At 62.6% G+C, this 12,782-nt stretch carries 10 protein-coding genes and 2 pseudogenes; 4 read left to right on the top strand and 8 right to left on the bottom strand.

Going from position 1 to position 12,782, the window contains the following annotated elements; all coding sequences use genetic code 11:
- Positions 1-12 precede the first annotated feature (12 nt).
- Both tnpA and tnpB read left to right on the top strand, forming a co-directional pair.
- On the top strand, positions 13-435 hold the full coding sequence (gene tnpA / locus B5D62_RS34355; protein WP_085933796.1) for an IS66-like element accessory protein TnpA: 423 nt from the start codon (positions 13-15) through the stop codon (positions 433-435).
- On the top strand, positions 432-677 hold the full coding sequence (tnpB, locus tag B5D62_RS10340; RefSeq protein WP_139373832.1) for an IS66 family insertion sequence element accessory protein TnpB: 246 nt from the start codon (positions 432-434) through the stop codon (positions 675-677). Before tnpA ends, tnpB begins: the two co-directional genes overlap by 4 nt.
- Here the strand turns inward: tnpB and B5D62_RS10335 are convergent.
- The 3 genes from B5D62_RS10335 to B5D62_RS34350 form a co-directional block, all read right to left on the bottom strand.
- Positions 648-2,765 carry a recombinase family protein gene (locus B5D62_RS10335; protein WP_085933795.1) on the bottom strand — a complete coding sequence of 706 codons (2,118 nt, stop codon included), beginning with the start codon at positions 2,763-2,765 and terminating at the stop codon, positions 648-650. The genes tnpB and B5D62_RS10335 overlap by 30 nt on opposite strands.
- A gap of 288 nt (positions 2,766-3,053) precedes the next feature.
- Positions 3,054-3,515, bottom strand: coding sequence for a helix-turn-helix domain-containing protein (locus tag B5D62_RS10330; RefSeq protein WP_085933794.1), 462 nt, complete (start codon positions 3,513-3,515; stop codon positions 3,054-3,056).
- Positions 3,516-3,691: 176 nt separating this feature from the next.
- A complete protein-coding gene (locus B5D62_RS34350) occupies positions 3,692-3,958 on the bottom strand; it encodes a DUF5372 family protein (protein ID WP_419188781.1) in 267 nt (88 codons plus the stop codon).
- 218 nt (positions 3,959-4,176) lie between these two features.
- Between B5D62_RS34350 and tnpC the strand changes: the two genes are divergently transcribed.
- Together tnpC and B5D62_RS33950 are read left to right on the top strand one after the other, a co-directional pair.
- Entirely contained in the window at positions 4,177-5,742 is a 1,566-nt protein-coding gene (gene tnpC / locus B5D62_RS10320) for an IS66 family transposase (protein WP_085934708.1), read from the top strand.
- Positions 5,743-5,791: 49 nt separating this feature from the next.
- Positions 5,792-6,212 (top strand): annotated as a pseudogene (locus tag B5D62_RS33950) (transposase); the annotation flags it as partial.
- A 16-nt stretch (positions 6,213-6,228) separates the two neighbouring features.
- On the opposite strand, the pseudogene B5D62_RS10310 reads toward B5D62_RS33950, so the two are convergent.
- The 5 genes and pseudogenes from B5D62_RS10310 to B5D62_RS10290 all read right to left on the bottom strand — a co-directional run.
- A pseudogene (locus tag B5D62_RS10310) lies at positions 6,229-6,633 on the bottom strand (transposase); the annotation flags it as partial.
- Between the two features lie 286 nt (positions 6,634-6,919).
- A complete protein-coding gene (locus B5D62_RS10305; protein WP_170920880.1) occupies positions 6,920-8,566 on the bottom strand; it encodes a flavin-containing monooxygenase in 1,647 nt (548 codons plus the stop codon).
- Positions 8,567-8,726: 160 nt separating this feature from the next.
- The gene (locus B5D62_RS10300; protein ID WP_085933791.1) at positions 8,727-9,641 is read right to left on the bottom strand and encodes an alpha/beta hydrolase; all 915 of its coding nucleotides are present in this window, start codon (positions 9,639-9,641) and stop codon (positions 8,727-8,729) included.
- A gap of 71 nt (positions 9,642-9,712) precedes the next feature.
- On the bottom strand, positions 9,713-10,768 hold the full coding sequence (locus B5D62_RS10295; protein ID WP_218191028.1) for a zinc-binding dehydrogenase: 1,056 nt from the start codon (positions 10,766-10,768) through the stop codon (positions 9,713-9,715).
- Positions 10,769-10,876: 108 nt separating this feature from the next.
- On the bottom strand, positions 10,877-12,463 hold the full coding sequence (locus tag B5D62_RS10290) for a long-chain fatty acid--CoA ligase (protein WP_085933789.1): 1,587 nt from the start codon (positions 12,461-12,463) through the stop codon (positions 10,877-10,879).
- Positions 12,464-12,782 lie beyond the last annotated feature (319 nt).

Genomic DNA, 12,782 nt, shown 5'->3' with positions numbered 1-12,782 from the left:
GACACCAGTGGCATGGACAAGCTCGAGGCTATCCCTAGGGACAGCACCAGTGCGACGCAGTTCATCGAGGTCATCACCGGCCACGAACGGCGGCGCAGTTACAGCGATGCTGAGAAGGCACGTCTGATTGCGGAGGCATCGCAGCCGGGGGCGCGCGTGCATGACGTGGCGCGCCGTCATGGAATCTGCTCGAGCTTGCTCTACCGTTGGCGCCGGCAGGGTTTGCGCATCGGTCCGACGGAGCGAGCGTCCCCGCTTTTGCCGGTTTGCGTAGCGTCGGAGGCTACGGCTCCGGTGATGCCGGAGGCTGCGGTTCATCGCAGGCCGGCGCCGCAGCCGATCGAGATCACGTTGCCGAACGGCTGCACAGTCCGTGTCGATCAGCATGTCGACGCGCGGGCGCTCCGGCGCATCCTCGCGGCACTGCGCGAGTGATCTCGCTGCCGGGCGGCACACGGGTCTGGCTGGCCGCGGGGGCCACCGATATGCGGCGCGGCTTCGACGGCCTTTCGCGGCAGGTGCAGCAGGTGCTCGGACAGGACCCGTTCTGCGGCCACCTGTTCGTCTTCCGAGGCCGACGGGGCGATCTGGTGAAGGTTCTCTTCTGGGATGGTCAGGGGATGTGCCTGTTCGCCAACTACGTGCATTCATACTACGCCTCCTTCAGCCACAGTTGAGGGTTTTGGCGCCATTGCCGTCTTGAGGGCGGCGGCTCGATCGACAAGACGATTCCATCGACTGCATTGCTTGCGTGGCACGTTCGATGCGGGAACCTCGTACAGGCAATAGTGCGCATTGTAGGCATGCCTGGTGACGAGTCCATGTTCAGCCCACCTGGCGAGGGTCGTTTCGTGGATGTTGAGGCGTGCCGCGGCTTCCCGTTTTGTCAGCATTCCGCGATCTCGCAGACGGTCATAGCGCGAGCGCAAGCCGTACCGATGGACGAGATAGGCGACCAGCAAGGCTGTGAAGCGGGCATCGCGGCGGCCGCGCCGCGCCGATCCTCCTGGGCGATAGCCCTGCTGGTTGAGGAGTTCGGCGATCTCTGCATAGATGTGTCTGTCGAGGAGCTTGTCGACCAGTTCGACGATGCCGGACGGCGTCTTTACCTGCTGCGCGGAAGATTTTGGGCTCATTGTGGTGAGCGTTTGGATTTTGCCGCCCTTGAAGCGGACGTGGATCCTGGTGGTGCCTTCCGCCGGCATTTTGACGAGGGTGACATCCTCAATGATGTGGGCGAGCAACCGTTTGCGTTCACGGTCCGGCGTATCCGGATCTGCCCAGAGCTTGCTGAAGTCTACCGTCATCGCGATCAGCCGCTCGCGGACAGCTTCATCGAGGACGAGCTGATCCTGCTCTCGTGCGCGCTCTCGATCTTCGCGGGCTTTGGCCAACACGCGGAGCTTCTCGTTCCATTCGCCTTCGAGCGTGTCAGCGACGAGGCGATTATTGGGGTCGACCAACATGAAGCGGCGCTGGGCGAGGTCCGCTTCGATGTGGGCGCGTTCGATCGCTCGACAGCGCAGCCGATCTGCTTCTTCGTGCCGGGCTTCGATCTCCCTGCGGATCTCGAGCGTCAACTCGACGGCGGCCGGCGTCATCTGTTCGGCAATCAGCATGCCAATGGCATTATCGATCGGAGGCCCGGCGATTGACTGGCAGTTGGGCTCGCCGCGATACCCGTGAGCGCGGTCACAGACGTACCAGGCATCCAGCCGTCCGCGCCGGGCAGCGTAGCGGATGCGGAAATGTTTACCGCATCGCCCGCACACCGCCCGTCCTTGCAGCAGCGCCGTACCTTCCCGCGGAGGCGACGCGCGCGCCAACTCATATCCTCGACCGTTGGTCTTGAGAATCTTGAGATTCTCCTGGAATTGCTCCCAAGTGATGTAGCCGGGATGGGCATCCGGGATGCAAGCCAGCCAGTCATCGTGCTCACGCCGCTGCAGGGTCTTTTTACCGTCGATGGCTCGTCGATAGCGCCGGCGCCCATAGGCGTAGGCGCCGGCGTAGCGTGGGTTGTTCAGGACGCGTATCGCCGTCGATGCGGTCAATGGCCGAAAAACCGTGGTCTCGCTGTTGCGTAGACGCGAGGGAAACAGAAGGCCTTCCCTGCGAAAGGCCTTGACGGTTTGGCATGCGGAGCCGACGCGAGAGAACGTGTCGAAGAAATGGTCGATTGTCTCCCTGACCTGCGAGTCGGGATCGAGCGTCACGTTGCCGGACTGGCCATAGATCAGCCCGGTTGGCAAGACGCAGTGGTACTCGCCGCGCCTAACCTTGTTGAGGATTCCGCCGCGTAGCCTTGCTTTGATCACATGCAACTCGGCCTCACTCATTGTGCCCTTGAGCCCGAGCAGGAGGCGGTCATTGAAGGTTGACGGATCGTAGATGCCATCCTCATCGAGGATTAGGGTGTCGGCCAGGGCGCAGATCTCCAGCAAACGCTGCCAATCGGCATTGTTCCGCGCCAGGCGGGAGACCTCCAGGCCCATCACGATACCGGCGTGCCCCATGCCGACGTCGCTGACCAGGCGCTGAAAGCCTTCGCGCCAGGCAGCCGATGCACCGGACTCGCCTTGATCACTGTCGATGACGACGATTTGCTCGTCGCGCCAGCCAAGGGCAATTGCGCGTCCACGAAGTGCATATTGCCGCTTCGCGCTCTCGACGTTCTCGATGACTTGTCGCATCGAGGACTGACGAATGTACAGGTAGGCACCGCGTTCGAGGTGGTGAGGCTGAACCTTGAGAGACTCCTTCATGGTGTTCTCCGATCGTGGGTGCTCATCGCGATTGTCGCCAGCACATGAACGATAGCTGTGCGCTCGTTACGCACTGGTGGAGTGAGCGATGATGTATGAACTGGCTGTTGAACGGGGCTTGCGGCGACCAGCGTCTGCGTCCAACCCCACATGCCCCGACGCAGAAAGAGCATGAGGCCACTGCGGGCCGTAAGCGGTAGCGCCTCGCCGAGAGCCGCCATGCGCAGCACCTCATACTGGGCCGCAATGGCGGACGATGGGATCGAACACGCCAGTGTCGTGGCGTGTTCATCCGGCAGTTTTTTTTAATGCTCGCTCGATCGTCCTGGGATGAACCTCGATGCCGAGCTCGTCGCGGATCAACCTTGCAAGCCCCCGAGCGCGAACCGGCTCGCCCGGGACCAGCCGTGCCTGTAGGAACGCAAGAACCTCGCCGTGGACCTTGTGGGGGCCGTGGGGGCCTGGCCTCTTTGGGACCAGTCCCGCAATCCCTGCCGCATCGAAGTTCGCCTTCGCTTGGTAATAGGTCGGCCTGGAAACGCCACACTCGTCGGAAATGTCGGTCACCGAGGCGTTGTCGATGGAGACGCGACGCAGCATCTCGTACTTGACCTGCACGGCGTCGTGCGGATCGAAAAACTCGCTTCCCTGAAACTTTGGATCGCGCACCTTCTCGGGCGTCGGATTGAGCGTGCCGTCCTCGAGGAGGGCGTCGGTCTTCGAGCGCTTGCTGTCGTGCTTCGCCGGCACCGTCCGCTCCGAGCGCGCGAATCATTCGCGTAATTAGATTTATGCCGCAAAATGTGCAGATGTCAAGTCCGCGACAGCCGTCGATGGCACATAAGACGCCAGATTTTTGGGGAACGATACAGACATAAGAAGATTGTTGCGGCATTAATCACCTTACATGTGCGGCGTAATCATCCTTACGGTTTGCGGCGCGATCGCGAGGCTGCTCTGTCGGAAAGGCGCTTCACCAAGCTGGCTAGCTCCATCAGGTCGACAGCACGCAAAAGTGCCCGTCCGTGACCGATGACGATCTCTGGATCCGGGCTCGCACGATCGGTCCATTGCGGAGGAACCGACCATACGGTGGCGCTGTCGCCCTGCAGTAAGAGGCGTTCGCCATACCGGTTGTATCGTTTGCCGACGCAAGGAAGCTGCCGCCCGAACAGTGGGTGGAATGGATGCATCACCTGCACAAACTGCCGCGCTGCATTCGAAGAGTCTGCATTCTCAGTTGAGGTACAAGCGGCTCGAGCGCGGGCGCTTTGTCTGGCCTCAGGCGAAGGACGGTGCGGTGACACTGACGCCCGCGCAACTACCGTCGCGCACGTGGCAGCCGGAGATGGCGGGCTGAGCTGCGGCTTTGCGTTGCGGCGACGCGGAAGAATTCGGCACGATCCGCGTTGTGATTGATCTCTCCTCCCTCCCGAGCGACGTGCGCGCGCTGATCGAAGCGCAGGCGGCGACGATCGCGCGGCAGGACGCGGAACTGATCGCGCAGCGCGATAGGATCGCGGCGATGCAGCTGCAACTCGAACGACTGCGGCGTATGCAGTTCGGCCGCTCCTCCGAGAAGATCGCCGCCGAGATCGCACAGCTGACGCTGGCGCTGGAGGACCTCGAGGCCGGTGCCGCTCGGAACGAGGCGTTGACCGGTAGCGCGCGGGTGACTCCGGCCGGTGCCTCGCACGAACTGCCGGCGCGGCGTCCGCTGCCCGATCATCTGCCGCGGATGACGGTGACCCATGAGACCGCGTGCACATGTCCGCAGTGCGGCGGCGCGCTGCGCAGGCTCGGCGAGGATGTCACGGAGGTGCTCGACTACGTGCCGGCGTCGTTCCGGGTGATCCGTCACGTCCGGCCAAAATTCTCCTGCCGGACGTGCGAGGGCATCAGCCAGGCACCCGTGCCGGACCTGCCGATCCGTCGCGGGCGCGCCTCGCCGGCGCTGCTCGCCCACGTGCTCGTCGCGAAGTTCGCCGATCATCTGCCGCTGTATCGGCAAAGCGAGATCTACGAGCGGTCAGGCGTAGACCTCGAGCGCTCGACGCTGGCGGATTGGGTGGGCCAGTGCAGCGCCCTGCTGCGCCCGCTGATCGATGCGCTCGAACGCCATGTCATGGCGGGCGAGCGGGTGCATGCCGACGACACGCCAGTGCCGGTGCTGGCCCCGGGCGCGGGAAAGACCAAAACCGGTCGCCTGTGGGCCTATCTGCGCGATGAGCGGCCCTATGCCGGGGCGGCCGCACCTGCCGTGCTCTACCGCTACAGCCCGGATCGCCGGGGCGACCATCCGCGCAGCCATCTCGCCGCGTTCAAAGGCGTGCTGCACGCGGATGGCTACGCTGGGTTCAACGGGCTCTACGATGGGGGGAGCATCGTCGAAGCCGCGTGCTGGGCGCATGTGCGACGCAAGTTCTTCGACCTGCATGCGACCGGCAAAGCGCCGCTGGCGACCGAGGCGCTGAACCGGATCCGGGGTCTCTACGCGATCGAGGGCGAGATCCGCGGCCGGCCGCCCAACGACCGCCGCCACGCCCGCCAGACGAGAGCCGGGCCGCTGCTCGCGGACATAAAGACTTGGCTGGAGGCAACGCTGCGGCGCGTTCCGCAGCGCGGTGATCTCGCGGCCGCACTCCGTTACGCGCTCGCCCGCTGGACGGCACTGACACGCTACACCGATGACGGCACCATCGAGATCGACAACAACCCCGTCGAACGCGCGATCCGGCCGATCGCCTTGGGTCGGAAAAACTGGCTGTTTGCGGGATCCGACGCAGGTGGCGTGCGCGCTGCAGCCATCGCTTCCCTGATCGCAACTGCGCGGCTCAACGATGTCGAGCCGGAAGCCTATCTGCGCCACCTCCTCGAGCGCATCGCAACACATCCGATCAACCGTGTCGCCGATCTGCTGCCCTGGCATTGCCGCGACCTCATCAGCGACAAATCGGAAACCCTCGCGGCCGCCTGACACAGCAGCGTCAATCTCCCACAGCCGCGCGTCAGACCGGACGGTTACCGACCAGCGCACGGCTTCGACCTACATCTTCGGCGCCATCTGCCCGCAGGACGGCAAGGCGGCCGGGCTCATCCTGCCATGGTGCAACGTCGAAGCGATGGACCTGCACTTGGCCGAGATCTCGGCCAAGGTCGCGCCGGGCCGCCACGCGGCGCTGCTACTGGGACCAGGCCGGCTGGCACATGTCGGAGCGGCTTGCTGTGCCGCCCAACATCACCATCGTGCCGCTGCCCGCCAAATGCCCGGAGCTGAACCCGCAGGAAAACGTCTGGGAGTTCATGCGCGACAACTGGCTCTCGAACCGAGTGTTCGCCTGCTACGACGACATCGTCGACCATTGCGCGGACGCATGGAACAAACTCGAGGACCAACCCTGGCGCATCATGACCCTGGGATTGCGCGACTGGGCGCACGGGTTCTGATCACAGAGGATTGGTATTAGGCCGCGACGACGGTGATCGTCTTGACGTCTGGGGTCGCCGCCGGTTCGTGACCGAAGCGGAATTCCGCATCGTCGATCCACATACGGTGCAAAATTGTTGCGAGTTTGCGACCGACCGCGACACGCGGGCGCGCCATTCCACGACGTTTGGCGATCTTCATGCCCATGCCCGCAAGGCACCATTTCTTGCTGCGAATGAGGAGCGAATGCGCCGCTTCGTAGAGCGCCGTTCGCGTCAGTTCGTCGCCACATCAGCTGATCCGCCCTTGAAGATCCGTCTCGTGGGACTGGTAGCGTCGTGGGGTGAGCCCCAGATGAGCGCCGACGTCCCTCGATTTCCTGAACCGCTCGGGCTGGTCGATCGGCGCCCGGAACGCGAGCGCCGTCAGTGGACCTGATCCCACGCCATATTGCTCACTCATCCCGCAGCGGGGGGGGGGGCCATGGCCAACATCCTGATGTTTACCATGGTGAACCACATTCCCCCGCGTCGGGAATCCCTCACATGAGTCAGCCACCCCGCAGGTTGGTATCAGCCAAGAGCGACGCAGTTGCTCGCCCGATTTCCGACCCGCCGCCAGTGACGATCGCTACTTTGCTCGCGATATGTTGTTTTGCCTCGCGAATTCGTCCGGTTGGAACCACGGGCGACAGCATGAGTTTGCCGACGCCCGCATCGAGAAGAAATCACTGTGCGGCGATTTCTTCGGCATGCTTCTTGACAAGCACGAAGTTGGGAAAGCCCTTGTCCAACTCCTCGTACAACGCGGCGCGATAGGCCGGCTGTCCGCCGATAAATGGCTGGATCTCAGGCCGTTTGCCCGGAACATTTGCTGCCATGTACCACGATTTCGCCTTTACAAAGAGGCTCATTTCGCCTAGGTCATGGCAGCGCTTGCCCCATGCTTCGGCCGCGTCGCGACTAGCCTCGAATCGGCGGATGCCCATTTTGTCCATGTTCTCAATGAACTTCACCACCCAGTCGCCCTCGAGTTCAGCGCCAGTCGGCCCATTGACGAAGGCCGAGGGGGACTGAAGCGCGTAAGTGTAGAGCAGGTTTGGATAGCCGGGCACTGCCTTGCCTAGATACGTCAGAGACTGCTCTTTCCACAGATCGCCCACCGTCCGGCCACGCGCATCCTTGATGTCGACCGCAGAGATAGCGCCGGTACATGTGTCGAAGCCGATGGCATAAACGATTATATCGACCTCGTGCTCCTTGCCTCCGGATACAATTCCTTTCTCGGTGATCCTCTCGATCGGTGTGGCCTTCAGGTTAACGAGATCGACATTGTCCTGATTATAAAGGTCGAAATACCACTGCTGGAGGCAGGGGCGTTTCGTTCCGAAGGGGTGGGGCGGCTCGGTCGGGGCCAGAACCTCGATTAAATGTTCCTTCTTGATCAGCTTGCGCGTCTCGTCCCGCCAGAAGTTATAGTGCGCACGATTGCATTCTTCATCGAAGAATAAATCCGCCGGCGCGGCGAGCCAAAAGGTGAAGCCTTTCTGATCCCAGTTAAAGCGCATGATTTTCTGGCGCTCATCTGCGCTCATCTCATTCCACGGCTTGTAGATCAAATCATAGGCAAAGCCGGCAAATGTTTGCTTCGTTCTCTCCATCACTGGCGGGAACATCGCCTTAAGTTTCTCGTATTCCTCCCGAGTATACTTCTCCTGCCCCATCGGTAGAGCAAGGTTCGGGGTCCGCTGGTAGACGGTGAGATGCTCCGCCTCGCGTGACGCTTCCTGGATGATCTGCACGCCTGAAGCACCCGTCCCGATGACAGCAACTCGCTTGCCTTTCATCGAGACGCCGTCGCGCGGCCAACGTGCCGAATGATAGGATTGCCCCTTAAAAGTCTCCGCGCCGGGGAAGGACGGCGTGACCGGCTGCGTTGTCGATCCCATTCCAAGCACAAGATATCGGGCGGTCAGGCTCTGGCCGTCGCTCGTCCGTACCTGCCAAACACCGTTTGCCTCGTCGAACGTCGTGCCGATGACCCTGGTCTTGAAGGTCATGTAGGGACGGATGCCCCATTTGTCCGCGACATAGTTGAAGTAGGACTTCAGCTCCCTCCAGCCTGGGAATTTCTCCGTGAAATAATAATCCTTCCAAAGCGCCGGGTCGGTGTACTGGTAGACCCACACCTCCGAGTCAACGCGTGCCCCGGGGTAATGGTTCTTATCCCAAGTTCCTCCAGGCCCCTCACCATCGTCGAATAGATGGACCTTGTAGTTTCGTTTCACCAGTTCATGCAGGATGTAAAGGCCGGAGAATCCAGCCCCGACGACCAACACATCCAGATCGGCTGCCTTCTTGACTTGAGCGTCCATGTTCGTTCCCCTCTTATTATGTGATGAATATTTTTGTGCACTCCCTGTCCCCTGGCGAAGGGCCTGGGCACGGGTAATTCGATTCCAAGAGAGCATCGTCGCGGAGCACAGACTTGCATTCATCCGGCTCGCGCGATTGCTGCATTTCTCCCTGTCGGAATCAGCTCAGACCAAGCTTCGGGCGAACCCACTCGGCCATGCGCTTAATCGCATCGTCGGCTTCAGGCGCAGTACCAGCGAGAAACTGGAAGACGTGCTGCATGTCGGGGAAAACATCGATTCTAACGTCCACGCCCGCTTTCTTCGCTCGCTCCGCTATCCGCCGGCTGTCGTCGAGAAGAGTCTCGGCGTCTCCGACCGTGATGTATATCGGTGGGAATTTCGAATATTCAGTGTAAAGCGGATTTGCCAAAGGATCCTTTGGATTGCCCTTCTCACCGATGAAAAGACTACCTAAGCCCGTGGTGGTGTCTCGAGAAACCAGCGCGTCCCTGTCCTTGTTCGTGTCGTACGTTTGGCCCGAGGTGTCCATTCCGGCCCAAGGGGACATCGGGATGGTTGCCACCGGAAGCGGCAACCCCTTATCCCGCGCGGCGGCGATTGTCGTGAGCGTAAGCGCACCGCCGGCTGAGTCGCCCGTCAACGCGATATGTTGCGGTTTCAACCCCTCCCGTTCCAGTAACCAGCGATAGGCGGTGACCATATCGTTGACGGGACCTGGATGCGGATTCTCGGGGGCGCGCCGATAATCGACGATCAGCGCCCGGCAGCCGACCGCCTTGGCGATATGCCCAAAGAGCTTGCGGTGGGTGTACATCGAGCCGACGACATAACCGCCTCCATGCGAGCAAAGCAGAACGCGATCACGGACAGCACCGTGGGGCACCGCCCACATAGCCGGAATCCCTTCGACCTCGATCTCCAGGTAGTCGACGCCCCTGGGATCGGCGGTCACGTCGCCCCAATGGCTGAACAGACGTCGGATCTCGTCGAGGCCCATGTCCGGCTTGGCCGTCATCGCGGCGACCCATGACCGGTAGAGATCGGCGAGCTCTGCGGATTCCTTGCTTGGCATATCGGTGCTTCCTTCCCTTGGTGAGCGGAGGTATTCGGTCCCCTCCACGTATGGACACGCGGCAGTTCCCTTCACGGAACGAGGCTTGCGCGCAGCACGGCGCGCCTGTCCGCCTGAGCGAAAGCCTCGTTGATCTGGTCCAGCGGAAATTTGGCGCTGAGCAGCTGGTCGAGCGGCAGCCTGTCGCGGTTGCGCTCGAGGAAACGAAGCGCCTTGCCGAGCGTGTACGGCTCGTAGAGCGCGACGCCGAGCATCGACTTGTTGGTCATGACGAGGCGCGACGGATCGAACGGGTGGCTCTGGCCGGCGTTGATGTTGCCGATGCCCACATAGCGGCCGAACTGCGCGAGCATGCGTATGCCCTCCGGCACCACGTCGGCGCGCCCGACCAGCTCCATCACAATGTCTGCGCCCCGGCCATCGGTAAGCGCCTTGACCTGATTCACGCGCGACTTTTCGTCCGTCTCCTCGGCGATGTTGATGGTGACGTCCGCCCCGAACCGCTTCGCCATCGCGAGCCTGTCGCTGATTGCGTCGAGCACGACGACGAGCCGCGCCCCGAAGGCTTTCGCGACCGCCGTCGCATAGAGGCCGAGGCCGCCGGCGCCCTGGATCACCACGGTCTCGTCGAAGGAAAGGTTCGCCCGCTCGAACCCGGCGATGACCTGCGCCAGGGCGCAGTTCGCGCCGGCGACGATTTCGAGGGGAAGCTTGGGCGGCACCTTGTAGATGGTCGAGCCCGGCTTCACGTAAAAATACTCGCCGTAGCCTCCGACGAAATGCGGCCATTCGGTAGCGTCGCCGGTCATCGCCATGTCGATGTGGTCGCAGGCGGCGCGGCGTCCGCGCAGGCAGGAAGGGCAGTGGCCGCAGCCGGTGAAATAGGCGAAGACGACGTGGTCGCCCTCGTGAAGCGGCTCGCCGTTGCTGTCGCGATCCACGTCCCGGCCGAGCGCGGCGATTGTGCCCGTCATCTCGTGGCCGAGCACCGTGGGCAGCTTGCCGCCGAGGCCAGCAAGCCGGAAGTCGCCGCGCCATGCATGCAGGTCCGAGCCGCAGATATTGGCAATCCGCACACGCACGAGGACCGCGCCGGGCCGGGGCTCCGGCACCGGCATTTCGGCCATATCGAAGGGCTGTCGTGGCCCCCGGAACAAAGCGACGCGGCCGGTAGCAGACATTTTAGAGAGTCCTCCTAGTCTGGAACACGAGCGGCATGCGGATGGCATGGACGGTCACAGGGCGAGTCCCGCCGCGCGCTCGCGCAGGGTGCGCTTGTCGACCTTGCCGACACCGGTTTTCGGCAGCGCCGCGACCACGACGAAGCGGTCTGGTATCCACCACTTCGCGAAGCGGCGCGCGAGCCACGCGCTCAGTATGTCTGGGTCGAGCTCTCCACTCTCCTGCAAGGGCACAACAAAGGCCACTGGCCGCTCCTGCCAACGTGCGTCCGGCATCGCCACGACCGCCGCCTCCAAAACGCCGGGACAGGCAGCGAGTTCGTTCTCGAGATCCACTGAGGAGATCCATTCGCCGCCGGACTTTACGAGATCCTTCGCGCGGTCGACGAGGCGGATCGAGCCATCGGAGCCTTGCGTCGCAATGTCGCCGCTTCGCCACCACCCATCGGCGAAGCTGTCGCGGCTGCGCTTATCGCGGTAGTATTCGGTGGCGATCCAGGGACCTCGCACATGCACCTCGCCAGGGTGGCGGTCGTCGCGGGGCACGGGTTTTCCGCAATCGTCCAGCACCTTGAGTTCGACTCCGGGTACGGGAATGCCCTGCCGGATCCGAACCTTGATCCGCTCTTCCGGTCCGGCCTCGAACACGCTGCGCCGCACATGAGTGATCGTCGCGAGCGGGGCGGCTTCTGTCGCGCCCCAGGCGGTGAGGATGGGGACGCCGTACTCGTTGTGAAAGCGCTTCATGAGCGCCTCGGGCGTGGCCGAGCCTCCGAGCATGAGGCCGCGCAAGCTGCTGATGTCGCGCGGCTTCTTCTTCAGCTGCGCATAGAGTTCGACGCCGATCGTCACTGCGGCGGCGCAGAACGTGCCGCGCTCGGCCTCGATGAGATCGAGAATGTCCGCGGCAGTCGGATGCGGGCCTGGCAGCACGATCGTCGCGCCGACGGCGACCGCAGCGTGGGGCAGTCCCCACGAGTTGGCGTGGAACATGGGCACGACCGGCAGCACGGTGTCATGCTCGCTGATGGCGAGGACATCGCGAAGGCAAAGCGCGAGCGTGTGCAGGTAGAGGCCGCGTTGGGTGTAGACGACCCCCTTGGGATCGCCCGTCGTGGCGGACGTGAAGCACATGCCGCAGGGGCTGTTCTCCTCGATCTCGGGAAACGCGAAGTCCGGATCGCCTGTCGCGAGAAAGCTCTCATAGTCACAATCGCCGAGAGGCGCCGGCCGATCGTCCATGACGATGATGTGGCGGAGACTGCGCACCGAAGGAGCGACTCGTTCCACGGTCGGCAGGAGATCCGGATCCACGAAGAGGACCACGTCTTCGGCGTGGTTCATGATATAGGCGATGTGCTCGTCGGTGAGGCGGATGTTCACCGTGTGCAGGATGGCGCCAAGGCACGGAACGGCGAAGTAGAGCTCCATGTGCCGGTATGTGTTCCAGCCCAGCGTCGCGACTCTGTCGCCCGGCTTGACCCCGAGCCGAGCCAAGGCGCTCGCAAGCTGTCGAGTACGCCGACAGTAATCGGCATAATGATAGCGAAAAAGCTGGCCGTCGGCTTGTCTCGAAACGATCTCGTTCTGCGGTAGGAAAGACTCCGTGCGCTCCAGGAAGGTCTTCAGAGTGAGCTGCATCGCTGTCGCCCTAAAAATCATACCTGCGGTCTAGACGGAACGCCAGTTGACACCAGTGACGGAGCTGGTGCACGAGCGTACAGCTCGGCAGGCCGAGCTTCCACCACAACGATGCCGCACGGTCCCGGCGCGGCTTTTGCATCAACACCTACTAACTGAGTCTTCATTTAGCCCCGTTCCCCCTGAACTCGGCCCGAACTTCACGCGTGGGCGCCATCCAACCTCGATGAGCGGAGAGTTTATGCCTCGGCCTCCGGGCAGTCTTTAACATTCAATGTGGCCATATAGAACAATCTTGCTGGGTCGTTCGGTCGAATCT

It is taken from the genome of Enhydrobacter aerosaccus, from assembly GCF_900167455.1.
Classification (GTDB): domain Bacteria; phylum Pseudomonadota; class Alphaproteobacteria; order Reyranellales; family Reyranellaceae; genus Reyranella; species Reyranella aerosaccus.
Note: the sequence above shows the minus strand (reverse complement) of the source record. Positions and strands in the feature narration are given on the sequence as shown.